The 24,610-nt window shown below is 71.9% G+C and carries 16 protein-coding genes; 5 read left to right on the top strand and 11 right to left on the bottom strand.

The genetic code is table 11. From position 1 onward, the window contains the following. Positions 1 to 70 precede the first annotated feature (70 nt). The 5 genes from ABZS61_RS02845 (at position 71) to ABZS61_RS02825 (ending at position 5,422) form a co-directional block, all read left to right on the top strand. Positions 71 to 703, top strand: coding sequence for a single-stranded DNA-binding protein (locus ABZS61_RS02845; protein WP_356415069.1), 633 nt, complete (start codon positions 71 to 73; stop codon positions 701 to 703). A 278-nt stretch (positions 704 to 981) separates the two neighbouring features. After that, positions 982 to 2,451 (top strand): Cys-Gln thioester bond-forming surface protein, encoded by a 1,470-nt coding sequence (locus tag ABZS61_RS02840; RefSeq protein WP_356415066.1) that lies wholly within the window; start codon positions 982 to 984, stop codon positions 2,449 to 2,451. Between the two features lie 186 nt (positions 2,452 to 2,637). Beyond that, positions 2,638 to 4,302 (top strand): energy-dependent translational throttle protein EttA, encoded by a 1,665-nt coding sequence (gene ettA, locus ABZS61_RS02835; protein ID WP_329210991.1) that lies wholly within the window; start codon positions 2,638 to 2,640, stop codon positions 4,300 to 4,302. 2 nt (positions 4,303 to 4,304) lie between these two features. Next, a complete protein-coding gene (locus tag ABZS61_RS02830) occupies positions 4,305 to 4,727 on the top strand; it encodes a thioesterase family protein (protein ID WP_329210993.1) in 423 nt (140 codons plus the stop codon). Next, positions 4,724 to 5,422, top strand: a complete 699-nt coding sequence (locus ABZS61_RS02825) for a hypothetical protein (protein ID WP_356415062.1) — start codon at positions 4,724 to 4,726, stop codon at positions 5,420 to 5,422. The genes ABZS61_RS02830 and ABZS61_RS02825 overlap by 4 nt, the downstream gene beginning before the upstream one ends. A gap of 84 nt (positions 5,423 to 5,506) precedes the next feature. Here ABZS61_RS02825 and ABZS61_RS02820 read toward each other — a convergent pair whose 3' ends face one another. From ABZS61_RS02820 to ABZS61_RS02770, 11 genes are all read right to left on the bottom strand, one after another. Continuing rightward, positions 5,507 to 6,475: an ABC transporter ATP-binding protein gene (locus tag ABZS61_RS02820; protein ID WP_356415059.1), complete on the bottom strand. Its 969-nt coding sequence runs from the start codon at positions 6,473 to 6,475 to the stop codon at positions 5,507 to 5,509. Next, the gene (locus ABZS61_RS02815) at positions 6,472 to 9,243 is read right to left on the bottom strand and encodes an FtsX-like permease family protein (protein WP_356415056.1); all 2,772 of its coding nucleotides are present in this window, start codon (positions 9,241 to 9,243) and stop codon (positions 6,472 to 6,474) included. The genes ABZS61_RS02820 and ABZS61_RS02815 overlap by 4 nt, the downstream gene beginning before the upstream one ends. A 1-nt stretch (position 9,244) precedes the next feature. Beyond that, entirely contained in the window at positions 9,245 to 12,559 is a 3,315-nt protein-coding gene (locus tag ABZS61_RS02810; protein ID WP_356415053.1) for an ABC transporter permease, read from the bottom strand. Between the two features lie 160 nt (positions 12,560 to 12,719). Next, positions 12,720 to 13,124, bottom strand: a complete 405-nt coding sequence (locus ABZS61_RS02805) for a globin (RefSeq protein WP_356415050.1) — start codon at positions 13,122 to 13,124, stop codon at positions 12,720 to 12,722. A gap of 74 nt (positions 13,125 to 13,198) precedes the next feature. Then, positions 13,199 to 14,539: an FHA domain-containing protein gene (locus ABZS61_RS02800; protein WP_356415048.1), complete on the bottom strand. Its 1,341-nt coding sequence runs from the start codon at positions 14,537 to 14,539 to the stop codon at positions 13,199 to 13,201. A 111-nt stretch (positions 14,540 to 14,650) separates the two neighbouring features. After that, complete coding sequence (locus ABZS61_RS02795) at positions 14,651 to 16,012, bottom strand: VWA domain-containing protein (protein ID WP_356415045.1); 1,362 nt, start codon at positions 16,010 to 16,012, stop codon at positions 14,651 to 14,653. A gap of 163 nt (positions 16,013 to 16,175) precedes the next feature. After that, positions 16,176 to 17,639, bottom strand: coding sequence for a protein phosphatase 2C domain-containing protein (locus ABZS61_RS02790; RefSeq protein ID WP_356415042.1), 1,464 nt, complete (start codon positions 17,637 to 17,639; stop codon positions 16,176 to 16,178). A gap of 2 nt (positions 17,640 to 17,641) precedes the next feature. Beyond that, positions 17,642 to 20,371, bottom strand: a complete 2,730-nt coding sequence (locus tag ABZS61_RS02785; protein WP_356415156.1) for a tetratricopeptide repeat protein — start codon at positions 20,369 to 20,371, stop codon at positions 17,642 to 17,644. 164 nt (positions 20,372 to 20,535) lie between these two features. Continuing rightward, positions 20,536 to 21,879 (bottom strand): hypothetical protein, encoded by a 1,344-nt coding sequence (locus ABZS61_RS02780; protein WP_356415039.1) that lies wholly within the window; start codon positions 21,877 to 21,879, stop codon positions 20,536 to 20,538. A 42-nt stretch (positions 21,880 to 21,921) separates the two neighbouring features. After that, positions 21,922 to 22,962 (bottom strand): glutamate ABC transporter substrate-binding protein, encoded by a 1,041-nt coding sequence (locus ABZS61_RS02775; protein WP_356415036.1) that lies wholly within the window; start codon positions 22,960 to 22,962, stop codon positions 21,922 to 21,924. An 11-nt stretch (positions 22,963 to 22,973) separates the two neighbouring features. After that, positions 22,974 to 24,362 (bottom strand): hypothetical protein, encoded by a 1,389-nt coding sequence (locus tag ABZS61_RS02770; protein ID WP_356415033.1) that lies wholly within the window; start codon positions 24,360 to 24,362, stop codon positions 22,974 to 22,976. Between the last annotated feature and the right edge of the window lie 248 nt (positions 24,363 to 24,610).

The raw sequence follows: 24,610 nt of genomic DNA, 5'->3' as shown, positions 1-24,610 counted from the left end.
CCGATTTCCGTCCAGCATGGGATCACACCGGATCCCACCGGACCGGTGCACGACGGATACGGGGGACGAAATGAACGAGACCTTGGTGACGCTGGTGGGAAATGCCGCGACCGGAGTGGAGTTCCGGGAGACGGCCACAGGGGGAATGGCGCGATTCCGGATGGCGGCGACTCCGCGTCGATGGGACCGCGAGAAGCAGCTCTGGGCGGACGGGCACACCAGCTTCTACACGGTGTGGGCGTGGCGGACGCTGGCATCGAATCTGGCGGGTTCCGTTTCCGTCGGAGAACCCCTGGTCGTGCACGGCCGTCTGAAGGTGCGTGAGGAGGAGCGGGACGGGACCTGGAAGACGTCGGTGGACATCGAGGCCGTGGCGGTGGGACACGACCTGACCCGGGGGACGGCCGCGTTCCGGCGCGTGGTGAAGGGCGAACCCTCATTGACGGCCCGTCGGACGCGGACGGGGAGCCCGGCCGACGGTGAGGCCCAGGACAGCCGGGCAGACAGCAGTGGGGCTGCCGGCAGCCGGGCAGGCAGGAGCGCGGCGGTCAGCAGCGAGGCAGCGGGCAGCGCGGCGGGCAGCAGCGGGGGAGCCGGCAGCGAGGCAGGCAGGAGCGCGGCCGTCAGAAGTGTGGCGGTCGGGATCCCGGAACAATCGGTGCACCGTCAGAAACGCGCCAAGGAGATGGTGTCAGTGTCCTGAAATAGGCAGGACGCGCCGGAGAAGGCGATAACGATTACGAGTCGGAATGGTTATCCAACGGTATGACGGGGGACTGGCCCTCGCCCGCTCCTTAGGATTCCTCAGTACTCATGCGGCACTTGAGTCTGCTGGCGAGGCAATCCCCACACACGCACCATGCGTGAAGGCCTCGCACGGAGGGGAATTCTGTGTTTTCTGTGTTTTCTGCGTCCGCAGCGTCTGCTTCGCCGTCCACTGCGGCGACGGAGCACTCCGCACGGGGCCGAAGCCGGGGTCGGATGCGCGACCGGGTGCCGGGCCGGAGCAGGAGAGAACGCCGAGGACGCGGTCCCGCCCGCTGGGCCGCCGCGGTTCTGGCGTCCGGTCTCGTCGCGGCCGGCACCCTCGCCGGTGCGACGGCGGCGGCAGCGGAGGAGACGGGCCAGCACCAGGGGGGCGCGACCGCCGTCCTGGACGGTCTGAAGACCTTCGACCGCGCGCTGCTCCACACCGGCGGCGAAGGCGGCCAGGAACGCACGACCCATGAGCTTCCCGCAGGACTGTTCGAGATGACCGTCGAAGGCGGCGGCCGGCTCAAGACCTACTGCATCGACATCCACAACCCCACCCAGGACCAGGCGAAGTACCTCGAGACCCCCTGGAACCAGACCTCGCTCGGTGCGAACAAGAACGCCGGGAAGATCCGCTGGATCCTGCAGCACTCCTACCCCCAGGTCGACGATCTCGCCGCCCTCGCCGACAAGGCAGGCACCGGGCCGCTCACCGAGCGGACCGCTGCCGCGGGCACCCAGGTCGCCATCTGGCGCTACTCGGACGACGCCGAGGTCGAGGCCGCCGACAAGCAGGCCGAGAAGCTCGCCGACTGGCTGGAGGGCGAGGCCGTCAACATGGCGGAGCCCAAGGCGTCCCTCGCCCTGGACCCGGCCGCTGTCTCCGGCCGGGCGGGTGGACGGCTCGGCCCGGTCACCGTCCGCACGGACGCCGGCCAGGTCTCCGTCGCGCCGCCCGCCGACGCCGCGGCCAGCGGGATCACCGTCACCGACAAGGACGGCAAGCCCATCACGGAGGCGGCCGACGGCACCGGGCTGTACTTCGACATCCCCGAGGACACCGCAGACGGCTCCGCCTCGCTGACCGTCCAGGCGACCACCTCCGTGCCCGTCGGCCGGGCGTTCGCCGGGGTGACCAGGAGCCAGACGCAGATCCTGGCCGGCTCCAGCGAGTCCACCGTCTCCGCTACGGCGACCGCGACCTGGGCCGAGACGGGCGCCGTGCCCGCTCTCACGGCGAAGAAGAACTGCGCCAAGGGCGGCGTGGACATCACCGCGGCCAACAAGGGGGACGCCCCGTTCACCTTCGAGCTCGTCGGATTCGAGCACACCATCGAAGCGGGAGCCACCAGGACGGTGACGATCCCGGTTGCCGAGGACCAGGCGTACGACTTCACCATCACCGGGCCCGGCGGCTTCCGGAAGAACTTCAAGGGCGTCCTGGACTGCGCCACCGCGGGCAGCACCGCGACCGGTGACGGCGTGGGCACGCAGAGCGCCAGGCAGCCCGCGCCCGCCTCGACCGGCACCAGCTCCACCGGCATCGAGGGCGACCTCGCCGAGACGGGCGGGTCCAGCGCGACGCCGCTCATCGCGGGCATCGCCATCGGCCTCGTCGTCCTCGGCGGCGGCGCGGTCTTCCTGCTCCGCAAGAAGAAGCCGGTCGGCGAAGGCAACGACGGCCGGAACGCCGAGTAAGTGATCGACGGCGCATCGTGACGACGCGCCGGTGACGGGCCCGGTACGCACGCGCGTGCCGGGCCCGGTGCGTTCCGGGCGCCACGACAGGGGGTACCGGGGACCGGACTGGTTTCCGTCCGGGTGCGGACGTCAGGCAAGATGGGTGTATCTGCCCACACCTCTATTGCTGCCGGACGGTTTCTCTTGGCTGAGTTCATCTACACCATGCGCAAGACGCGCAAGGCGCACGGCGACAAGGTGATTCTCGATGACGTCACCCTGAACTTCCTGCCCGGCGCGAAGATCGGTGTCGTGGGGCCCAACGGCGCCGGTAAGTCCACGGTGCTGAAGATCATGGCGGGCCTCGAGCAGCCGTCCAACGGCGAGGCGTACATCACGCCCGGATTCAGCGTCGGCATCCTCATGCAGGAGCCGAAGCTCGACGAGTCGAAGACCGTCCTGGAGAACGTCCAGGACGGCGCCGCCGAGATCATGGGCAAGCTCAAGCGCTTCAACGAGGTCGCCGAGCTCATGGCGACCGATTACTCCGACGCGCTCATGGACGAGATGGGCAAGCTCCAGGAGGACCTGGACCACGCCAACGCGTGGGACCTGGACGCCCAGCTGGAGCAGGCCATGGACGCCCTGGGCTGCCCGCCCGGCGACTGGCCCGTCAACAACCTCTCCGGCGGCGAGAAGCGCCGTGTGGCGCTCTGCAAGCTGCTGATCGAGGCTCCGGACCTGCTCCTCCTCGACGAGCCCACCAACCACCTCGACGCCGAGTCGGTGAACTGGCTGGAGCAGCACCTGTCGAAGTACCCGGGCGCCGTCGTGGCCGTCACCCACGACCGGTACTTCCTGAACAACGTCGCCGAGTGGATCCTCGAACTCGACCGCGGCCGCGCGATCCCCTACGAGGGCAACTACTCCACGTACCTGGAGCGCAAGGCCACCCGCCTCAAGGTCGAGGGCCGCAAGGACGAGAAGCGCCAGAAGCGGCTCAAGGAAGAGCTCGAGTGGGTCCGCTCCAACGCCAAGGGCCGTCAGACCAAGTCCAAGGCACGTCTCGCCCGTTACGAGGAGATGGCGGCCGAGGCGGACAAGATGCGGAAGCTGGACTTCGAGGAGATCCAGATCCCGCCGGGCCCGCGTCTCGGTTCCATCGTCGTCGAGGTCGAGAACCTCTCGAAGGCCTTCGGCGACAAGGTCCTCATCGACGACCTGTCCTTCACGCTGCCCCGCAACGGCATCGTCGGCATCATCGGCCCGAACGGTGCGGGCAAGACCACGCTGTTCAAGATGATCCAGGGCCTGGAGACGCCGGACTCCGGCGCCATCAAGGTCGGCGACACGGTCAAGATCTCCTACGTCGACCAGTCCCGCGCCAACATCGACCCGAAGAAGACCCTCTGGGCCGTCGTGTCGGACGAGCTGGACTACATCAACGTCGGCCAGGTCGAGATGCCCTCGCGGGCGTACGTCTCCGCGTTCGGCTTCAAGGGCCCGGACCAGCAGAAGCCGGCCGGTGTCCTGTCCGGTGGTGAGCGCAACCGCCTCAACCTGGCGCTGACGCTGAAGGAGGGCGGCAACCTGCTGCTCCTCGACGAGCCCACCAACGACCTCGACGTCGAGACCCTGTCCTCGCTCGAGAACGCGCTGCTGGAGTTCCCCGGTGCGGCCGTGGTCATCTCCCACGACCGTTGGTTCCTGGACCGCGTCGCCACGCACATCCTGGCGTACGAGGGCGACTCCAAGTGGTACTGGTTCGAGGGCAACTTCGAGTCGTACGAGAAGAACAAGATCGAGCGCCTGGGTGCGGATGCGGCCCGTCCGCACCGCGCCACGTACAAGAAGCTCACGCGAGGCTGATCGTGGCTCGTCATATCTACAGCTGCCCGCTGCGCTGGTCGGACATGGATGCCTTCGGCCACGTGAACAACGTGGTCTTCCTCCGCTACCTGGAGGAGGCGCGCATCGACTTCATGTTCCGGCTGGCGCCGGGGGACGGTTCGCCGTCCTTCGCCGGCGGGTCCGTCGTGGCACGGCACGAGATCGACTACGTGCGGCCGCTGGTCCACCGGCACGCGCCGGTGACCGTCGAGTCGTGGGTGACGAAGATCGGTGCCGCGTCGTTGACGATCGCCTACGAGATCAAGGACCCCGAACAGGTCTACGTGCGGGCGTCGACGATAGTCGTGCCCTACAACCTGGTGGAGGAGCGGCCCCGGCGGATCACCGCCGAGGAGAAGCTCTTCCTGCAGGAATACCTCGATCAGGAGCCTGCCGCCGCATGACGGTGCCCGTACGGTCGCTGCAGTTCGCCGACGCGCGGGAGGCGGCGGATCTCGCCGCCTTCCTCGGCCGGCTGCTCCACTACGACCGGGCCGCCGCTGTCCGCCTCCAGGCGGGCGGCGGCGCGCTGGCGGTGTTCGGGCGGCCGCCGTCGTTCGAGGTCCTCGCGATCCGTACGGCCCGGCTGTCCGGCACGCACGACTTCGACACCACCGTCTCGGCCGGTGAACTCCTCGAATCCCTGGACACCGGGGAGAGCGCCGAGGGGGGCGCCGGATCTGGCGCCCTGCCCGCGCCCGTGACCGGTCCGCCGTGGACCGGAGTTCTGCCGCCGCGCCGCGGCTGGGAGGAACGGCCCGGTCTGCCGGGGCCGTTGGCCCTGCGCACCGCCCTCACCGAGGCCGTCGCGGAGTTCCGGGCGCGCGACGAGGCGCTGCCCGAGGACCGCCGTACCCGGGCGGAACGCGATCTGATAGGCCGCGACATCTGGTCCCGCACGGTCGGCGACACCGAACTGCCGCTGCGCGCCGTCCACGCCGCCCAGTCCCTGGGCTTCCTGAAGCCTGCCCCGGACTTCCCCGTGGCGCTGCTCGGTGCCGGATCGTGGCTGCGGCTGCGCACCCCGTTCGGCTCGGTCGCGCTCAGGGGTGCGGGCGGCGGACTCGGCAACCTCGCGGTGACGGTCCAGACGGCCTGAGCCCACGTACGACCGGGCCGGTGCAGCCCGCGCACTACCGGGCCGGTGCAACTCGCGTACGACCGGGCCGGTGTAGCCCGCGTACTACCCGGCCGGGGTGTCCTTCGGTCCGTCCGGCCACACCCCGATGTGGTCCTGCTCCAGCTCCAGCATCACCCGGTGCTCCATACCCAGCGCCTCGGTGTAGTCGGCGGGCAGCTGCAGCCGGCCCGCCCGGTCGAGCATCGCGTACTCCCGCGCCACCTGCGACTCCTGGCCCGTCGCCGCGTCGACCTCCGTGCGCCGCAGCACCTCGGAGGACGTACGGCCGTCACGGATCGCGACCGTGCGGCGTACCTCGCCCGCCACCGCGAGGTCATGGGTGACGATCACGATCGTGGTGCCGAGCTCCTCGTTGGCACGGCGGAACGCGGCGAACACCTGCTCACCGGTGGCCGAGTCCAGCTCACCGGTCGGCTCGTCGGCCAGCAGCACCGAAGGGTTGTTGGCCAGGGCCACCGCGATCGCGACCCGCTGCTGCTGGCCCCCGGACATCTGCGCCGGACGGCGGTCGCGGCAGTCCGCGACATCGAGCATCTGCAGCAACGACTCGGCACGCGCCGCCCGTTCACGGGTCCGGCCGCCGCCGCGCAGCTGCATCGGAAGAGTGACGTTCTGGATGGCGGTCAGATACGACAGCAGGTTGCGCGCGGTCTGCTGCCAGACGAAGCCGACCACATCGCGGCGGTAGCGCAGCCGCTCCTTCGACCCCATCGCCAGCAGATCGCAGCCCGCCACCTTCGCCGACCCGGCCGTGGGCACATCGAGGCCCGCCAGGATGTTCATCAGGGTGGACTTCCCGCTGCCCGAGGCGCCCACCAGCGCCATCAACTCGCCCTCGGTGACGAGCAGATCGAGCCCCTGCAGGGCCTGCACCTCCACCCCGTCCGTGGAGAAGATGCGCACCAGCCGGTCACAGGCGATCAGCGCGTCATGCCCGTACGACGGCCGGTCGCGGCGTGCGGAGGCCCGCTGTTCGAGCTCCGCCAAGGTGGTCTCTGTCGACGACGTCATCGGGTGTCTCCTGCCCTGAGTTCCTTGATCGATCCACGCCGGCTCGCCCACCAGGCCTGGACGCCGGCCACGCCTGCGGCGAGGACGACCACCCCCAGCGCCGGAAGGGCGAGCGACCAGAGGTCGGCCCGCAGTGAAGCGGTGTTCGGTGATACGGATGCCCCGCCCGCAAGCGCCAGCGCGGCCAGGTCGACACCGGGTGCCAGCAGGGCGATGGTCGTCCAGCCGACGAGGAGCCCGCCGAACGCGGCCAGCAGGGCCTGTGGCATGGCCTCGAACGCGAGCAGTCGCCGGCCCTGCCGGGTGGTCAGCCCCATCGTGCGCAGCCGGGCCAGGAGCGTCCTGCGCTCCGGCGCTGTCTGCAGCAGGGAGAGGAGTACGGCGAGCAATGCGTATCCGGCACCCGCCGCGACAGCCGCCCCGTAGATCCGCTCGGCGCCCGACTGCATCGGGGTGTCGACGAACGCCCTGCGCTCCTCCGAGCGCAGCCGGACGGTGAACTGGCCCGCGCCCTGCGCGGCGGCCCGCAGCTCCTTGCCGTCCGGTGCGGCGCCCGTGACCATCAGTGTCGTGGGCTGCCGCGTCGGGAGCCCTGCGGAGTCGACGATCAGGAAGCCGGAATCGGTCACCGCGGACGTGCGCGAGCGGACGGCGGCGACCTTCACCGTGATGTCTCCGCCCTCCGACCGGATCGTGTGCGGTTCGTCGCCGAGCAGCTTCGCCACCTCGGGGGAGGCGATCGCCGGCAGCACCTCGTCCTGTCCCCGGCCGGCCTTCAGCAGGCCGACGGGCAACGCGGGCTGGCCCGTTTCCCGGGCCAGCCGGGCGTACGATCCGGGCTCCACGCCCAGTAGGGTCGCCCGCTCGGTGTCCCCCCTGACGTCCAGGTCGGCGGCCAGCGGAACGCTGTACTCGATGCGTACGGCCGCCACGTCCTCGACGCCGTCCATGGCCCGCACCGAGCGGACCAGGCTGTCCGGCACCGCCGTCAGCCCGACGTTCTCGCCGCTGATCCGGGCGTCGGCACCGACCGCCCGCAGTGCCGCGGCCTCACGCGCGTCGCCGACCCCGGCCAGCACCGAACCGCCGAAGGCCGCCGTGGTCAGAGCGATCAGCAGGGCCAGCAGCGGCAGTGTGCCGCTCGCGCCGGTCCGGCCCGCCCGGGCCAGCGACAGGAAGCCGACCGCTCCGCGCAGCCGCGCGACAGGGCGGGCCGCCAGCCGCAGCGGCAGCGGGTAGAGCCGTACGAGAACGAGGGCCGCGATCAGCCCGACCAGGACGGGGGCCGAGCTGACCAGCAGATCGGCGTCCGAGCCCGTTGTCGTACCCCGTCGGCGCAGGGCCGCGACCGCCCCGACCGCCAGGACGAGCAGGGTCAGTTCGGCGACCGTACGCCGCCGGGACGGTCTGGCGTTCACGACGTCCTCGCGGGCGCCGTGCAGCAACGGCCTGCGGTGGTTCAGCGTCGTGCGGAGCGGCAGCGCCACGCAGACCAGGACCGCGACCGAGGCGGCACCGACGACGGAGGGCCACCAGCGGGCTTCGCCGATGACGAGGACGGCCAGCAGAAGTCCGAGAGCCGCCGCGGGCAGGACGGCCACCGCGGTCTCGGCCAGCAGCCGGCCGCCGATGCCCCGCAGGGAGCCGCCCCGGGAGCGCAGCAGGGCGAGTTCGCCGTGGCGGCGGGCGCCGATCAGCCCGCCCGTCATCAGCAGGACCACGGCGGCCACCGCTCCGATCCCCACGGCCGCGACCGTGACGACGGGGCTGATCGCCGCACGCATCGACGTATAGGCGTCGAGGAGGGCGTCCAGGTCCGTGGTGAGCGTCGTGTTGGGCCCTGCCAGCGCGCGCAGTTTCAGCAGCTCGGGGCCGTTCTCCAGCGAGGCGACGGCGTCCCGGAGGCGGGGGACGTCGGCCGTGGTGAGCCCGGAGGGGTCCGGGGCGACGCGCCAGTACAGCTCCGGCTCGCCCGCCGTCTCCAGCAGCGCCGGTCCGGTGTCGGGAGCCAGGAGCAGCGTTCCCTGCCAGTAGAAGACCGGCGTCCGGGATCCCGGGTCCGCGACCAGGGACGGGGCACGGTAGAGGGGGTCGACCGCCCAGTAGCCGCTCTTCGGCTGCAGCGGGGTCACGAGACCCGTGATGCGTACGGTCAGCGACTTCCCGCCCTGGGTGGGCACCGCGATGGTGGAGCCCACCTTCATCTTCAGTTCCGCGGCGGTCTCCTCGGTGACGGCCGCCTCCACCTCACGGGTGGCGGCCGTCACCTCGCCGCGTGCGACGGGCCAGTCGCCCTCGGCCAGCCTGCTGTGCTCGCGGAGCGCCGACGGGGCCGCGTGGAACAGCTTGGCGGGCATCGCGTCCGGGCGGGGCAGCCAGGCCTCCTGCGCGACGATCGGCTTCGACGTGTGCACCCCGTAGGACGAGTGCGGCAGATCGGCCCGTACGGGTGCGGGAAGCCCCTTCACCAGCGCGCGGTCGATCGCGGCCAGGGTCTCCTCGCGCAGGGCCTCCTCACGCGCCGGGCGCGGGTCCGCGAGCGAGGGCGGGGGCGTGGTCACTTCGAGCACGCTCAGCCCGGGCGACGCGGTGCCGACGTCGTGGCGCAGCGCCTTCGTCTCGTAGGCGTCCACGGAACGCGGGAACGCGGCGGCGAGGAACGCCGTCAGGAACACCAGGACCGCGAGGGCGGCGCTGATCCCCGGGGCGGTACGCAGCCGCGTACGGACCCATGGGGCGCAGGCGGCCGGAATCTTTGCGGCGGTCATGTCAGTTGTCCCCCTGGTGGCGCAGCGAAACGGCGGGGTCGGCCCGCCGCAGCGTGATGGCAGCCACGATCAGCAGCGGGAACGCCGCGACGGCGGCCAGCAGCACGGCGACCTGGCCGGCAGGCAGCAGCACCAGGACATCCGGCACCGGCCGTGCCGCCTGTCCCGTCAGCACCACGAGCGGCACCACGGCCCTGGTCAGTACAGCCCCCAGAGCGAGCCCGATCAGTACCGCGACGGCGATCAGGATCCCCTGCTCCGCGGCGACCATCCGGGCCAGCCTGCGGCGGGGCGTGCCCAGGGCCCGCAACACGGCGAACTCGGCGGACCGTTCACGCTGCGAGCCCACGAGGCCGACCGCGTAGCCGACCGCGGCCAGCGCGGCGGCGACTGCGGCGACCGCGAGCAGCGCGGACTGCGGACCCGCGCCCAGCGGGTCGTCCGCGAGCTCCCGGGCCGTCTCGTCGCGCACCAGGACCTGAGCCGGGTCCGTACCCGGCAGCCTGCGCAGCTCGGCCGCCACGTCCGGCCCGTCGCCGGGTGCCGTGCTCAGCCACCACTCCGTGGGCGCCAGGGCGGCTCCGGACCGCTGGGCGAGCACCTCGGACACGGCCCTGAGGTCCAGGAGCAGGCTTCCACCGGGCTTCGTCGACGACTCCCCACCGCTCACGGCGACGGGAGCACCCGTGGTGGGCAGCTGCCGCACGGCCTTCGCCAGGGTCACCCGGACCGTCTGGCCCGCCAGCGTGAGGTCGACGTCCTGGCCCAGCTTCGCCCCCGAGTGCGTGAGGTACGCGTCGGTCGCCACCGCCTTCAGCGCCGGAGCCGGTCCACGGATCGCGGTGATCCGGAGTGTGCCGACCGGTCCCCCGCCGAAGAACGGCTCAGGTGCCAGGACGGCCCCGGTGCCGTACGTGAAGGAGGGCGAGGCACCCGAGTCGCTCACCGCCCGCGGCTTCTCGCCCGGCCTTTCCTCACCCGCTTCGGTCACGGTCGAGGCGGCCCGCCACCGGACCCCGTCAGCGGCCGGAACCGGCTGCTCGCTCCCCCCGCCGGTCTGCGCCCGGAGCCCCGTCACCGAGACCAGCCGCTTCTCGGAGCGGTCCGCGGGCACGTCGCCGTCCACCTCGAACCCTGTCACGGCCAGTTCGCCCGACGGGGACACGGGGACGGAGACGGTGTGCTCGCGCCCGTCGACGGGAACGATCCCGGCACCGATTCGGTAGCCGATGCCGTAGCGGTCCTCCAGCAGAACGCTGACCAGCGGAGCCGAACCGGCCGGCTTCCCCGTCCCGGGCGCCGCGGTGTCGAGGATCCGCAGATCGAACACCGCACGTGTACTGCCCTTCGGCAGGGTCACCCCGGTACGCGCGGCCTTCGGCGGGGTGATCGCGGCGAACAGCTTCTGCGGTGCCGAGCCCGCGAGGTCCTCACGCATCAGCATCCGCTCGTCCGCATGCGCGGTGTCCAGCGCCAGCACCTCGGCCGTCCGTCCGCCGGACAGCTCGGTCGTCGCACGGAACGCCGGAGCCGCCTCGCGCACGCCGGGCAGATCCGTGTACGGCGCCGCCTTCGCCGGGTCGTTGCCGAGCCCTGCCACGATCCGTACCGACGCGCCGGACCTGAAATCGGCCTGGTCACTCTGCGAACGGTCCCACGAGGCGGCCTGGCCGATGGCCAGCATGCCCGTCGCCACGGCCAGGACCAGCAGCAGCACCGGCCCCGCACCGCGCAGGGGACGACGGCTGAACTGCCAGCCGGCCAGCGCCGCGGACAGTCCCCGACCGCCCGCCGCACGGCGCTCCGCGAGCCTCGCCGCAGGGGGCAGCAGCCGCAGAGTGAGTACGGTGCCCGCGAGGAGGGCGAGCGCGGGCGCGGCGACCAGCAGCGGATCGATGCCGAGATCGCCCTCCCGGTCACCACTGAGCGCACCGCTGCCGGACAACCCGGTCTGCCGGTCCAGCTGCCAGTACGCCACGCCTGCGACCAGCAGCAGCCCGAGGTCGGCGCCCGCGCGCACCGGAGTGGGCAGCGCCGCGGTGCGGGAGCCCCGTCGGCCGCCCGCGCTCGCGGCCAGCGCCGGTGCCACCACGGCCAGCGCGCATGCCAGGGCGACGGCGGCGGCCACCAGCCACACCGAGCTGTTCACACCGTCCCCGAGCCGCAGGCCGATCCGGGTGAGTCCGCTCCGGTCCGCGAGCAGCCGGGTCAGCGGTCCGGCGAGCAGCGGGGCGACGAGAGCGGCCGGCACGGCGAGCAGCAGTGCCTCGGTCGCGGCCAGCGAGGCGATCCGGCCCCGCGATCCGCCCCGGGCCCGCAGCAGTTCGGTCTCGCCGGCCCGCTCGCTGCTCAGCAGCCTGGCCACGAGCAGCAGGGCGTAACCCGCGAGCAGGACCAGCTGGACGGCCACGATCATGATCGTCGAGCGGGACACCAGCAGCGCCCGGTCGACCTGCTCGATGACGGTGGGCAGCGAGGTCCGCACCGTGACCCCGCCGTCGAACACAGGGGCGGCCGACAGCGCCTTCGGGCCGTCCGTCGAGGTGCGGTGCAGGTCCCCGGTCCGGCCGGTGGTCACCGTACGGAAGTCGGCGCCGGCCAGCCAGGACACCCCGCCGGGACTGAGCCGGCCGGAGGCGAGCACCGCGGGGTCGGCGAGCAGCGGACCGTACGTGGTGAAGACGACCTTGCGGACTCCGCGACCGCCGAGCGCGTCCAACTGCCAGTACGGGTCTGCCTGGTCGGACACCTCGTACAGACCGGTGATGTCGACCTGGAGCGGCGACCCGCCCAGCCGGTCGGCGAGGGTGAGTCGCGCGCCGGGCTTCAGCTTCAGGGCCTCGGCGGCGGCGCGGGGGAGCGCCACCTGCACCGGCCCGGCAGCGTTCCCCGCTCCGGCGACGGGCATGCGCCCCTCGGCCAGGCGGACGCGGCTGCGGTCGAGCGAAGCGAGGTGCGTGAGGTCGGGTTCGCCGCGCCGCCCGGTCGGATCCTGGAGGCCGCGGGGCAGCGCGTACGGGCCCGAGGTCTCCAGCTTCCTCACGGTCACCGGCAGTCCGTCGAACGTCGCGAGGGCCGCCTTGCGGACCGTCTCGTCGGCCTCCTCACGCTGCTCGCGGTCCACCTCGGCGGACACGAAGAGCGAGGCGGACTCGGCGGAGCGGTGGGTCAGCGTATGCCGCAGGGCGGCGTCCCCGATGGAACCGGAGAAGGCGGTCAGCGCGGCCAGCACACAGGTGGTGAGCAGCACGGCCAGGAGGGCGGACGCGAGCAGCAGCCGGTGCGCACGCACACGCAGAAAGACGAACCCCGTCACTTGATCCCCCGAACCTCAGCAGTCGCACGCCCCCCGACGTTCCCAGGATGCTTTCAGAGCGCACGGGCTCCTGGAAACCGCTTGCGGTCGCTATTGATGGGATCGTGACCGTTATCCGGCGGCGGAGCACCGGATTCCGCACGAGCGCGGAGGGGGCGGTTCAGCCCTCGGTGTTGATCATCGAGGCGGCTGCGTACGTGAGGTAGTCCCACAACTGCCGCTCGTGCGCGGGCGACAGGGCGAGTTCGTCGAGCGCCACCCGCATATGGCCGAGCCAGGCGTCGTGCGCCGCCCGGTCCACCCGGAACGGAACGTGCCGCATCCGCAGCCGGGGATGGCCCCGCTCGTCGCTGTAGGTGCGCGGGCCGCCCCAGTACTGCATGAGGAACAGGGTGAACCGCTCCTCGGCCGGGCCCAGATCCTCCTCCGGGTACATCGGCCTCAGCAGCGGGTCGTCCGCGACCCCCTGGTAGAAGCGGTGGACCAGGCGCCGGAAGGTCTCCTCGCCGCCGACCTGCTCGTAGAAGGTCTGCTCCTGAAGCGTGTCGCGCGGAATCTCTGTCACCCGTCCATGGTCGCAGACGCACCGGCCGAGTACCGGAGTCCTAGGACCCCGGTACCCGGCCGGTGGGAACCGGATCAGTCGCGGCGCACCGTGATCGTCGTCCAGGCCCCGACGTGCACCTGGTCGCCGTCCTGGAGCGGGACGGGCACATAGGGCTGGATCGGATCCTCGGCGCCGTTCAGCGTGGTGCCGTTGGTGGAGTTCTGGTCGACGACGGCCCAGCTGCCGTCCGGCTGCTGCACCAGCACGGCGTGCTGGTGCGAGACGCCCGGGTCCTCCGGCGGCACGGCGAGATCGATGTCGGGGGACTCGCCGGTGCTGTGCCGGCGGCGGCCGATCGTGATCTGGCTGCCGGTGAGCGGAAGGTGCTGCTCCGGGGAGTACGCGGGCAGGTTGAGCCCGGTCGCCTCGGGGCCGCTGCGCTGCATCATCGCCAGGAAGTACTCGCGGTCCGGGGCGATCACGGCCGACCAGCTGACCGGCTGCCGGCTCTGACCGGGGACAGGGCCCTGTCCCTGTCCCTGAGCCTGACCGGGTCCCTGGCCAGGTCCCTGACCGGGGAAATGCTGCTGCTGCGGGGCCTGAGGTGTCTGCGGTCCCTGCTGGAAGCCCTGCGGGGGTTGCTGCTGCGAGGGCGGCGGCAACATCCAGTCGTCCCCACCGGTCTGCGGAGCCTGCGGGTGCGGCGGCGCGGACTGCTGCTGGAACGACGGGGGCGACGGCGGCCCCTGGCGCTGCGGCTCGAACGGCGAGGGGTGACCCTGCTGTCCCTGGGGCCCCGGCTGTCCCTGCGGCTCGAACGGGGAGTGCTGCCCAGGCTGTCCCTGCGGTTCGAACGGCGAAGGCTGTCCGGGCTGACCCTGCTGCCCCTGTCGCTCGAAGGGGGACGACGACTGCTGCTGGAAGGACGGCGGGGGCGGCGGTCCCTGCTGGAACGAGGGGGGAGGCGGCGGGCCCTGCCTGCCTGCCTGCTCCGGTGCGAGCGGCTCGGCCGGCCGGTTCATCTGCGAGGGCCGCGAGCTCTGGTACTCGAACGGGTCGTGCTGATGCGGAGGCTGCGGCGGGCCCTGCTGGGCCTGGAAGCCGGGCGGCAGATTCAGCCCGGGCACCGGGCCCCCGGCGCCACCCTGCGGAGCGAGGGGGGTGTAGGACGTCGCCGTGTTCGTGAGGAAGTTCCAGCGGCACTCCTCACAGAACGGCGCCATCGCTTCACGCGGGGTGCGGCACTGCGGGCAGAGCTCGGCCTGGGCGGTCGGCTCCCCGGGACCCTGCGGGTACCCGTAACCGGGCGCGGGCGGCGGGGGAGGCGGCGGGGGGACTGCGCCCGCGGGCGCGCCCGCCCCGGCCATGCGATGTCCGCAGACCTCGCACCAGTCCTCGGAACCCGACTGGTGTCCGTTCGGGCAGGTCGGCATGTCGGCGCTTCCCCCTCTCCTCGTCCGGCCCGGAGGCCGTCATGCTCGTAGGTGCGCCGTCCGGCCGGCCGGGTGGCCTTCCGCACGGCTGTGTCGCTGTCGTACGTCCTGTTATTTCTTGACGCGAACGGTCTTGGTGGAGCGTGTTTCGAGTGTCATCTCGTCCGCTTCCGCCACCCTCGCTTTCAGTCGCACAGTACCGGTCGCTGCATCGACAACGTCGACCACCTTCGAAAGCAGTTTCGCAGTATCCGCGTTTCCGGAGGCCGACGCGAGCTGCACCGCACGGCCGAGTTTCGCCGTCGCGCCGTCGAAGTCTCCCGATTTGCGTGCGTCCAGGCCCTGTTGGATGACTTGCGCCAGTTCTGCCTGACCTGTGTAGTGGGCGACCTGCGGGTTGATGGACGTGGACGCGGCCATGTCGTCCGTCCAGACCGCCCGTACGAGTCCCTGGGACAGGGTCTGCGGGGCCTCGCCGGCCGAGGGGGCGGGAAGGATCAGCGAGACCCGGGCCGCCAGCATCTCCTGGCCGATTCCGGCCTCGGGAACCCGTACACACACGTGATAATCCCGGGACTCGTCGCCCCAGGAGCCCGTCGGATAGTCCCCGGCGCGGGGTCCCGCCACCGTGCGGCGGTCGGTCAGTTCGGCGACCGTGGGCGCCACCTGCTTGACGAACACGATCTCGACCCCGACGGGCGTCCAGAGCCGCAGCGCCACGTCCGCGACCGCCTTGCCCATCGCGTTCTCCATCATCTGCGTGAAGTCCGCGGCGAGCCCCGCCGGATCGGCGACGATGTCCGCCGTGCCGAGCAGCGCGGAAGCGATGGCTGTGACCTCTTTCACTTCCCAGTCGGTGCCCACCCCGCGGGCATCACAGGTGAAGCGCCCCGCGCACGCGTCCAGAGCCGCCCGCAGGTCCTCCGGCGACTCGTGCTCGTTACGGCCGTCGGTGAGCAGGATGCCGTGCCTGATATCCACATCGGCCGCGCCCAGCAGCCGGTCGGCCAGCCGCAGCCACGTACCGATCGCCGTACCGCCGCCCGAGCTCAGCCGCCGCAGGGCGTCCTTCGCCTGGGCCTTCGTCTGCGCGTCGGCCATAGCGAGCCGCCCGTCGCCCGGGTACACATCCTTGGCCACATGGGTTCCGGCGACCACCGCGAACTGCGTGCCGTCACGCAGGGTGTCGATGGCCGCCGCCGTCGCGTCGCGGGCGTTGCGCATCTTGGTCGGCGGGTACTCCATCGAGCCGGAGCAGTCGACCATGAGCACCACCGCGGCGTCCGGCGCCTGCCCCGGGGTGTGCACGGACGCCGCGGACGCACCGGTCAGCGGTACACGGCCGGTCGTGCCACCGCCCGTCGAGGTCACGGTGACGATCGCGTTGACCTCACGCCCGCCCTCGGGCAGATATTCGTTCTGGTACACCTCGACGGAGAACTGCGGCACGTTCGACTTGGAGAAGTTGGCCATCTGATCGGCTCCTTGAGGCTCCACGTATGTCAGATGAAGACAGATATGCGGACAGAGTTCAGGACAAGAGGTGCAGGAGGAACTGGCAGGGTGAGGAGAGGGCGGAAGACGGCTGGCGGTACGGAGGACAACGGGACCGGCGGACCGGCGGACCGAACGCGGCTCAGGCGGTGCTGTAGGCCGATCCTGCCCCTTGCGTCGGCACGGCGAACGGGAGCAGGGCCACTGTTACGTTGTCGTGGCCCCCGCCGTCGAGCGCATGACCGACCAGCACCTGGGCGCCGTGCAGCGGCCGTTCGTACGCGTCGGGCGGCACGGCCGCGGCCATCTCCACCGCCGACTCGGCGTAGTTCCACAGTCCGTCGGTACACACCACCACCAGACCGGGCCGGTCCGGTTTGAAGGACGCGGTGTGCGGCTCCAGCTCGTACGCGTCGGCGCCGAGCCAGCCCGTGATGGCGTGCGCGCGCTCGTCGGCGTACGCCTCCGCCTCGTTCATCAGGCCCGTCGCCACCATCTGTGCGGCCCAGGAGTCGTCCTCCGTCAGCCGGGCGGGCGGATTCGCGCGGTCCTCGGGGACCCAGTAGACGCGGCTGTCACCGACCCACCCGACGACCAGCAGGCCGCCCGCCATGATCGCGCCGACCAGCGTGCAGGCCGGAGCGTTCTGATGGCGGTGCGGATCGTGCTCCATCGCCCGACTTGGCTCATGCGCAAGGGAGTTGACCGCCTCGGACGCGGCAAGGATCGCCTCGTGCATCGCCTGCTGCGGATGCGTGCCCCGTGGCAGCGACTCCAGCAGCGCCTCGTTGGCGGCGCTCGCGGCCGCGGCCGAGGCCTCGTCCGGCCGGCTCGCCGACGAGACCCCGTCGCACACGATCGCCACGACGGCCGGTGATCCGTCCGGCAGCGCGGTGGAGGACACCGCGAACGCGTCCTCGTTGCGGTGGTGGCGCAGGCCGCGGTCGCTGACAGCCGCCACGGAACCGAGCTCCTGCTCCATGTGGTCGCGCTCGCGGGGCTGGGCGTGCCCGCAGTTCTCGCAGTAGCCGTCGGTGTCCACGTGACCGGAGCGGCACGCCACACAGACCTTGGCACCGGGCGGGACACCGGCACCGGAATGCTCCGCGGTACGGGGGTCGGGTGCCGCTGCCCCGGGTGCAGCCAGCTCGAAGTCGCCCGAGGCTGCGTCGGGGCGGTTCGCGTCCAGGCGGTCCGCGGCAGGGTGGTCCGCGGCAGGGTGGTTCGCGTCCGGGCGGGCCGCATCGGGACGGTTCGCTTCCGGGTGCTCCGCGGCAGGGGCGTCCGGTTCGTCGAAGCGGACGGCCGAAGGGGCCGTGGTGGGCAGGGGCTTCCCGCCCGAGTCCAGGCCCGGAAGGTCGGCAGGACGGTGCGTGGGCGCGGGCAGGTCCGAGCTGTCTACCTCGGAAGCCGGCGGCCATTCCACCGGACCGGCGCCCGCGCTCTGCGCGGGGACGGTGATGGCGACCGTCGGGCGGTCGTCCGGCGGCGCGGGCACGGCCGAGAGGTCGTACCCGCACGCTCCGCAGAACAGGTCGCCCGACTCCAGCGGTTCCTCACAGCTGGGGCACCCCGGCAAGGAGGCCTGCTGGTGGATCTGTGACATCTTCACACCCAGGTCCGGGGGCGGAAACGGTTGGCCCGCTCCACCAGTTCGATCCTCTCGTCGCCCCGCTGCGCGAGCCGGGCGAGCATCCGGTACGAGCGTTCGAGACCGAACCTGAGGCCTCGCTCGTCCAGCTCACTGTCCAGCAGCGTCCTCGGTCCCGCAGTCGCGGGGGAGGCCGTGGCCGGTGACTGAGCCATGGGACTACCGGAGAGTACCCAGTCAAGTGCCGTCCCCAGCACCTCGGTCGACAACTGCTCGCGGCGGACCGCGTCCAGCCCGTAGCCCTTGAGCGCCGTCACCTGGTCCGCCGCGGCGAGGAGATCATCGATCAGCGGGTCCTGCGGGAGCCGCTCGCGCAGCCGGGCCCGCACCGCGGCCACCCGCGCGGCCGTGTAGTGGATCGACGACTCCGGTACGGACTCCAGGGTCCGCACCGCCCCGGACCGGTCGCCGGCGGCGATCTGTACCCGGGCGAGGCCGAACGCGGCGCTGACGAAGCTCGGGTCGGTCGCCCACACCAGGCGGTAGTACTCCGCGGCGTTGTCCAGCTGGCCCAGCACCTCCGCACAGATCCCCAGAGCCAGCTTCGGCGCGGGCTCACCGGGGAACGCGTCGTAGACCGCGTCGAAGGACAGCGCCGCGATCTCGTTGTCGCCGGTCACCAGCGAGGTGACGCCGCGGTACCAGACCACCCGCCAGTCGTCCGGGTGCACGGCCTCCAGCGCCGCCAGTGCCCCGGCGCCGGCGTCGAGTTCGCTCATCTCCAGGCGGGCGCGCAGCTCGCGCAGCCGGGTCTCCAGCGAGGCGGCGGGCACGGTCTGCAGAGCGGAGATCAGTTCGGCGGGTGCCGACGCCATCAGCCCAGCGAGGAAGCCGGCGTTGGGATCGTTCGCGTCGACCCGGGGAACCGGCAGGGCGAGCGAGGTCGCCCGCGCGTCGAAGACCGCGAGCCGGGGCCCGGACCGGCCGGTGTACGCCCCGGGGAGCACGGCGGGAGGATCCGGGACCGCCGCGCGTGGTGCGGGAACGGCCGCCTGTGCCGGGGCGTACGCGAGTGCGCTCCCCCCGCCGCCCGACGTGCCGCCCCCGCCGGTCCGGACATGGGTGTCGGGCGCGTACAGCGCACCGGCGCCCGGAGAGCTGTACGGGTTGGCGGCCGGTGCCCCCACGGCGCCGGCGGGCCGGGTACCGACCGGCAGCGCGCCGGCCACAGCGGTCGCGATCGCCCCCTGTGCGGGGGGCACGGCCGGGCCGTTCCGGCGGCGCCCGAAGCGACCGCCGCCGGCCGGAGCCGCCCGGACGCCGAGCCGCGACACCTCGTCCGTCAGCTCCGCGAACAACGCGGTGTCCGTGACCCGCAGTTCCGTACCGAAGAGTGTCGAGAGCGACGGACGCGGGCGCCCCGTCTGAAGGGCCACCACCTCCCGGAGCACGCCCGTCAGCTGCTCGGCCATCTCCGTGGCCGAGGCGAACCGCCGCGCCGGATCCGGGTCCGTGGCCCGCACGAGCAGCCGGTAGAACGACTCGTACCGCCGGAACACCTCGATGTTGTCCGGGTCGGGCAGCGAGTCCACGAAAACGTTCGTGTACCCCTGGAAGTCGAAGGTGAGCACCGCCAGCGTCCGCGCGACCGTGTACAGGTCGGAGGCGACGGACGGGCCGACCTCGGCCACCTCCGGCGCCTGGTAGCCGACCGTGCCGTAGATGGCCGACTCGTCGTCGTCCATCCTCCGCACCGCGCCCATGTCGATCAGCTTGAGCTGGTCCTCGGTCTGGATCGCGTTGTCGACCTTGAAGTCGCAGTACAGGAGGTTGCGGCTGTGCAGATGACCGAGTGCCTCCAGCGCCTCGATGCCGTAGGCGCACGCCTGCTCGACCGGCAGCGGATCCCGCTTCCCGGCCGGTGTACGGCGGTCGTTGGCGATCTCCTTGAGCGCCTTGCCGCCGACGTACTCCATCACGATGTAGCCGTCGAGTGAACCGGTCCGCTGGTCCAGGTGCTCCACGAAGTTGTAGATGCGGACGATGTTGGAGTGCTCGATCTCCGCGAGGAAGCGCCGCTCGGAGATGGCCGCGGCCATCGCGTCCTGGTCACCGGTGTCCAGCAGGCCCTTGAGGACCACCCAGCGGTCGGAGACGGCACGGTCCACGGCAAGGTAGACCCAGCCGAGCCCGCCGTGCGCGAGACAGCCCGCGACCTCGTACTGCCCGTGGACGATGTCGCCGCTCTGCAGCTTCGGCACGAAGGAGTAGGGGTGACCGCACTTGGTGCAGAACCCCTCGGTGCGGCCCGGCCGTTCGCCGCGGGCCCGGCCCACCGGCGCGCCGCAGTCGGATCGGGAGCAGAACCGCTTCCGCTCGGGGACCTCGGGGTTCTCCATGACCGCGGTCCGCGGATCGGGCCGCGGCACATCCGGTACGAGCACCAGACCGGCACCCAGCCTGCCCCGGCCCGAGACGCCCGTCGAGGTGCCCGAGGAGCGCACCGACACCGAACGGGACGCCGAGGCACCCGACAACGAACGGGAGAGCCGCCCGGAGACCGAACGCCGCGAGGTCGACGAGCGCGACGAGGACCGCGAGGACGCGCGCGAACTCGACCGCTGCGAGCTGCTGCTGCTTCCCTTGCCACCTGCCGCGATACCCGTGGGCGGCGAGCTCAGCATGCCCGTCGAGGACACGACCGGCGCGAGGCCGCAGGTGTCGCAGTACAGCTCACCGCCGCCCATGTCCTCGTAGCTGCCCTCGCACGCGGGGCGCTGGCACCGCGGACTCCCGGGGGCCTGCGCCGGAGGCGACTCGACCGGCGCGAGGCCGCAGGTGTCGCAGTACAGCTCACCGCCGCCCATGTCCTCGTAGCTGCCCTCGCACGCGGGGCGTCGGCACTGCGTACTCACGATGTCTCCCCCTGTTCGCCCCGGCCCTGTCCGTCCCGGCGGTGCGGCGTCAGCAGATCCGCTGCCGCCTGCTGATAGCGCAGCACCGTCTGTTCGGCGACGCGCAGATCGCACGGCGCGCTCCACAGCACCCGGCGCGCCGCGTCGTACCGCTCGATCAGCACCGGGTCCTCCGCCATGCCGTGCCGGGCCACCTTCGCCTTGTACGCGTCGAGCCTGCCCCGCAGTTCCGCACGGACCGCGAGCGGCGCCGTGACGGACGTCAAGGACTCCCGCGCGCGCAGCAGTTCGTCCTCGGCCTCCCGCTCCAGCGAGTCGAGCAGCGGCGAGAGGCGGTTCCACTGGGCGTGCCTGCGGTACTCCGACGCCGCGGCCAGCCGCTCCTGCAACGCCGTCGACGGGCCGCTGACCGCGGGTACCTCCGAGGCGGCGATCTTCGCCAGCACCTCGCCGCGCGCCGAACGCGCCTCGGCGAGCGTACGGTCGGCGCGCGACAGCACGTCGCGCAGCTGGACCAGTCGCTGCTCGGCGTCCTGCCGGACGGCGAGCACCGCCTCGATCTCCCGCCGTACGTCCTCCAGGGCGCGGGCCGCACGGTCGTAACGCGTGGTGTCGGGGCGCCCGCCGCCGGGCGCCGCGCTGCCGGGGCCCGGCAGCCAGAACGCCAGCGGATCGGAGATCACCTGTACCCGCAGGGTGGTCAGCTCCTGGGTGATCGACTCCAGGTCGTCACCCGCCGGATGCTCGCCGGGCCGCACACCGACGGAGTGCGCCAGCGAGCGGGTGCGGCGCAGCTCCGCGGCGAGCAGGTCTATCCGGGCGGGCAGTGCCGACCATACGGAGTCCGAGGCGACGACCATGTCCAGCGAGCGCGCGTACAGGTCGTTCATCCGGGCGACGAGTTCCTCCAGCGTGAACCGCTCGGAGAGCCTGGCCGGGCCGGTGAGCCCGGGATCGGGTCCGGCCGACGCCGTGTTCGCCACGGTCACACCGTCGCCGCGCAGCAGCTCGGTGAGGGCCACCAGGTCGTCCTTGCCCGGGTAGCGGCGCCTGGCCCGGATCTCGCGGGCCGCGGTGAGCGCCCCCGCATAGGCGTCGAAGTACCCCCACAGCAGGGTGATCGACCGGTCGGCGGAGGCCCAGCGGTCCTTGGTGACACCGGTCAGATCGGCGCCCTCCAGGAGCCGGCGGCCGGCGTGGTCCTGCAGGGCGAGGAGCGAGGTCTCGATCGCCTCGTGCTCCGCACCGAGCCGGGCCAGCGCACGGTCCGCCTCGTCCCGGTCCATGACCGGGCCGGGGGGCCTCCCCGCGAAGCTGGGGAAGGATCCCGCGACGCCCATCGATCACCTCTCCGCTCTTGCGCCGGGCACGGCCCGGCAGGTTCAGTTGGTCCGGTACTTGGGCGCCGGCGGCGCCGTGATCCCGGGAAGTCCCGTGGCCAGCCACGTGCGGTAGGACCGCATCCAGGGGCTGTCGGCACCGCCCTGGCGATAGTCGACCAGCACCTTGTTGACCCGGGCCACGAGATCGTCGGCGCCGAGCTTCGCCGCGACGCCGTAGTACTCGGTGGTGAACGGCTTGTCGCCCTTGAGCTCCACCGCCGGGTCCTGAGCGGCCTGGCCGGCCGCCAGCGCGTTGTCCGTGACCACCGCGTCCACCTCGCCGAGCTGCAGCCGTACCAGGCAGTCCAGCTGGTTGGGGACGGTCAGCTGGTCCAGGTCCTTCGCGGTGCCGTCGTTCTCGTCCTTGAAGGTCGCCCCGTAGGACTCGTTCTCCAGCGCTTCGTACGCCGTGGAGCCCTCGGCGGTGCAGACCCGCTTGCCGGCGAGTGACGTGTCGTACCCCGTGATCGTCGACTCCTTGGGGGCCAGGACCTGCTGGCCGGCCTGGAAGTAGGCGGTGGAGAACGAGACCTGCTTGAGGCGCTTGCAGTTGATCGTCATCGTCCGCACGACGACGTCCACCCTGTCGTTCTCCAGGGCGGCGATGCGCTGGTTCGTGGGGATCGCGCGGAAGATCACCGCGTCCGGGTCGCCGAGGATGTCCTCCGCGATGGCCCGCACCAGGTCGATGTCGAAGCCTTCGAGGGTGCCGGTCTCCGTCTCCGGGTTGCGGTAGCCCCACTGGAAGCTGTTCTGGTCGACACCGGCGATCAGCTTCCCGCGCTCCCGGATCTTCCTGATGGCCGGGCCGTCCGCGCTCGACGGTGCCAGGCTCGCCTCCGGGTCCGTGCACGAGTCGGCCTTGGCGGCCACCGCCGACGTGGCTCCCTGTCCCGTGCTCTTCCCGTCCGAGGAGCCCCCGCCGTGCGTCAGCGGCAGCAGGGTGAGCGAGGCGGTGAGGGCGCAGGCCACCGCCATGCCTGTCACACCTCCCCAGCCGCGCAGCCTGCCGCGGGCGGCCCAGACCTCGGCCCTGGTCATCGCTGCCCCTCTCACCGGTACTCCGAGAGCCTGCGGTTGACCCCGGCGATCGCCGCTACCGCACCCAGTACGGCGAGGACGGCTGCCCCTGTCGGCATCCCGCCCAGCGCCCCGCGCCCGTCCTTCGCCGCCGCGGTGAACTCGCCCTGTTCATGGGCGAGCGCCTGCTGCAGCGCCCGGTCCACCAGTTCGAAGCACTCGCCCGTGGAGTCCTTCGACCCGATGATCTGCTTCAAGGCGCTGTTGTAGTCGCCCTGGTCGTCCGTCGTGCGGGCCTTCCTGTGGCGGCCCTGCCACTCGGTCACACTGCTGATGGCCTTCGCCACCGGATCGCTCCCCCGGGAGTCGTCGGCGAGCTTCTCGGCGCTCTTGAGCTGCGATCCGAGGGACTTCATGCCCGTGCTGTAGTCGGTTTCGTACTTGTCCTTCTGCCCGTCGGCGGTCAGTACCGCGCCACGGGCGACCAGGGTGAGGTTCTCATTGGCGCGCGCCTTCAGCGAGGTGATCCGCGCGTTGTTGAGGACATCGAGCGACTCCTGCCCGTGGGCCATCGCCTCACGCAGTTCGGCGCGCGCCACCGTGTGTCCCACGGCCAGCCACAGCAGCACCACCGTGGCCGCGGCGGTCGCAGCGAGCAGCCCGCGGTTGAGGACGCGGTTCGTCCTGCGGTAGTTGCGCCGCTGCATCCACACCAGGGCGGTCAGGGCCACGATCCCGGCACCCAGGGAGAAGAACGGCCACTGCCGGGCGTCGGTCGAGTCGGTGCCGAGCCGGCCGGTCTCCGCCGCGTACAACCGCTCGGCTGCCGGGAGGAGTTCGTTCGTCATCTTCTGGTTCGCGTACCGGAGATAGGCGCCGCCGAGCGGCAACCCCTGCCGGTTGTTGGCGCGGGCACGCTCGATGAGACCCGTGTACTCGGGAAGCAGCTTGTTGAGCGTGGTGATCTCGTTCCACGACGATGACGAGGCGTCGGTGCTCGCCGCGGCCTTCACCAGGAGCCTGGCGGCTTCCCTGATGTCCTTCTCGTACTGCTCGTGGACGGCCTTGGGTTCCTGCGCACCTGCCAGGAAGCCGCTCGCCGCCATCGTGTCCGCGTCGGCGAGCGAGCGGTAGATGCTCGCCGCGTCCGCGCTGAGCGGCTGACTGCGGGTCACCACGTCGTCGGCGGCCGAGGCCCGCCCGGAGATCTCCAGGGCCGTGACCGCCCCGAACGCCACGACCAGCAGCGCCAGGACGGCACCGATGATCTGCAGCCTGCCCGGTTCGGTCATCGCCGCGGCGCGAAGCCGCTCGGCGGCCACCGCCCCGGCACCACGACGCTGCGCGGGTACGGTCGTCACCGCCGCCTCGCGATCCGGCGCACGCTCCCGCTGCGAGTCCCCGTTCGGCGGGTATGTCACTTGACCTCCCCCTCGGTCACTGACGGTGGCCCCGCCCTCCGGCCGATCGGAGGACTGGTACCCGGCCAGAAGTATGGCCGCAGGGAGCGGCATCCACCAGGAATGCCTGGATCCCGCATCGATCCCCGAAGTCGATCAGGTGCATTCGATCAGGACGAACGCGCCCGATCAAGACAAGTCCCTGCACAATTCCCGATGCATCCCCCGAAGCGGATCGATCTCCCCATCATGAACACGTTCGGGACATC

This window comes from Streptomyces sp. NPDC005566, from assembly GCF_040605575.1.
Lineage (GTDB): Bacteria > Actinomycetota > Actinomycetes > Streptomycetales > Streptomycetaceae > Streptomyces.
Note: the sequence above shows the minus strand (reverse complement) of the source record. Positions and strands in the feature narration are given on the sequence as shown.

Coding starts and splice junctions, on each gene's coding strand:
- ABZS61_RS02845 (WP_356415069.1), top strand. CDS start 71: ATGAACGAGACCTTGGTGACGCTGGTGGGAAATGCCGCGACCGGAGTG.
- ABZS61_RS02840 (WP_356415066.1), top strand. CDS start 982: ATGCGCGACCGGGTGCCGGGCCGGAGCAGGAGAGAACGCCGAGGACGC.
- ABZS61_RS02825 (WP_356415062.1), top strand. CDS start 4,724: ATGACGGTGCCCGTACGGTCGCTGCAGTTCGCCGACGCGCGGGAGGCG.
- ABZS61_RS02820 (WP_356415059.1), bottom strand. CDS start 6,475: ATGACGTCGTCGACAGAGACCACCTTGGCGGAGCTCGAACAGCGGGCC.
- ABZS61_RS02815 (WP_356415056.1), bottom strand. CDS start 9,243: ATGACCGCCGCAAAGATTCCGGCCGCCTGCGCCCCATGGGTCCGTACG.
- ABZS61_RS02800 (WP_356415048.1), bottom strand. CDS start 14,539: ATGCCGACCTGCCCGAACGGACACCAGTCGGGTTCCGAGGACTGGTGC.
- ABZS61_RS02795 (WP_356415045.1), bottom strand. CDS start 16,012: ATGGCCAACTTCTCCAAGTCGAACGTGCCGCAGTTCTCCGTCGAGGTG.
- ABZS61_RS02790 (WP_356415042.1), bottom strand. CDS start 17,639: ATGTCACAGATCCACCAGCAGGCCTCCTTGCCGGGGTGCCCCAGCTGT.
- ABZS61_RS02785 (WP_356415156.1), bottom strand. CDS start 20,371: ATGGGCGGCGGTGAGCTGTACTGCGACACCTGCGGCCTCGCGCCGGTC.
- ABZS61_RS02780 (WP_356415039.1), bottom strand. CDS start 21,879: ATGGGCGTCGCGGGATCCTTCCCCAGCTTCGCGGGGAGGCCCCCCGGC.
- ABZS61_RS02775 (WP_356415036.1), bottom strand. CDS start 22,962: ATGACCAGGGCCGAGGTCTGGGCCGCCCGCGGCAGGCTGCGCGGCTGG.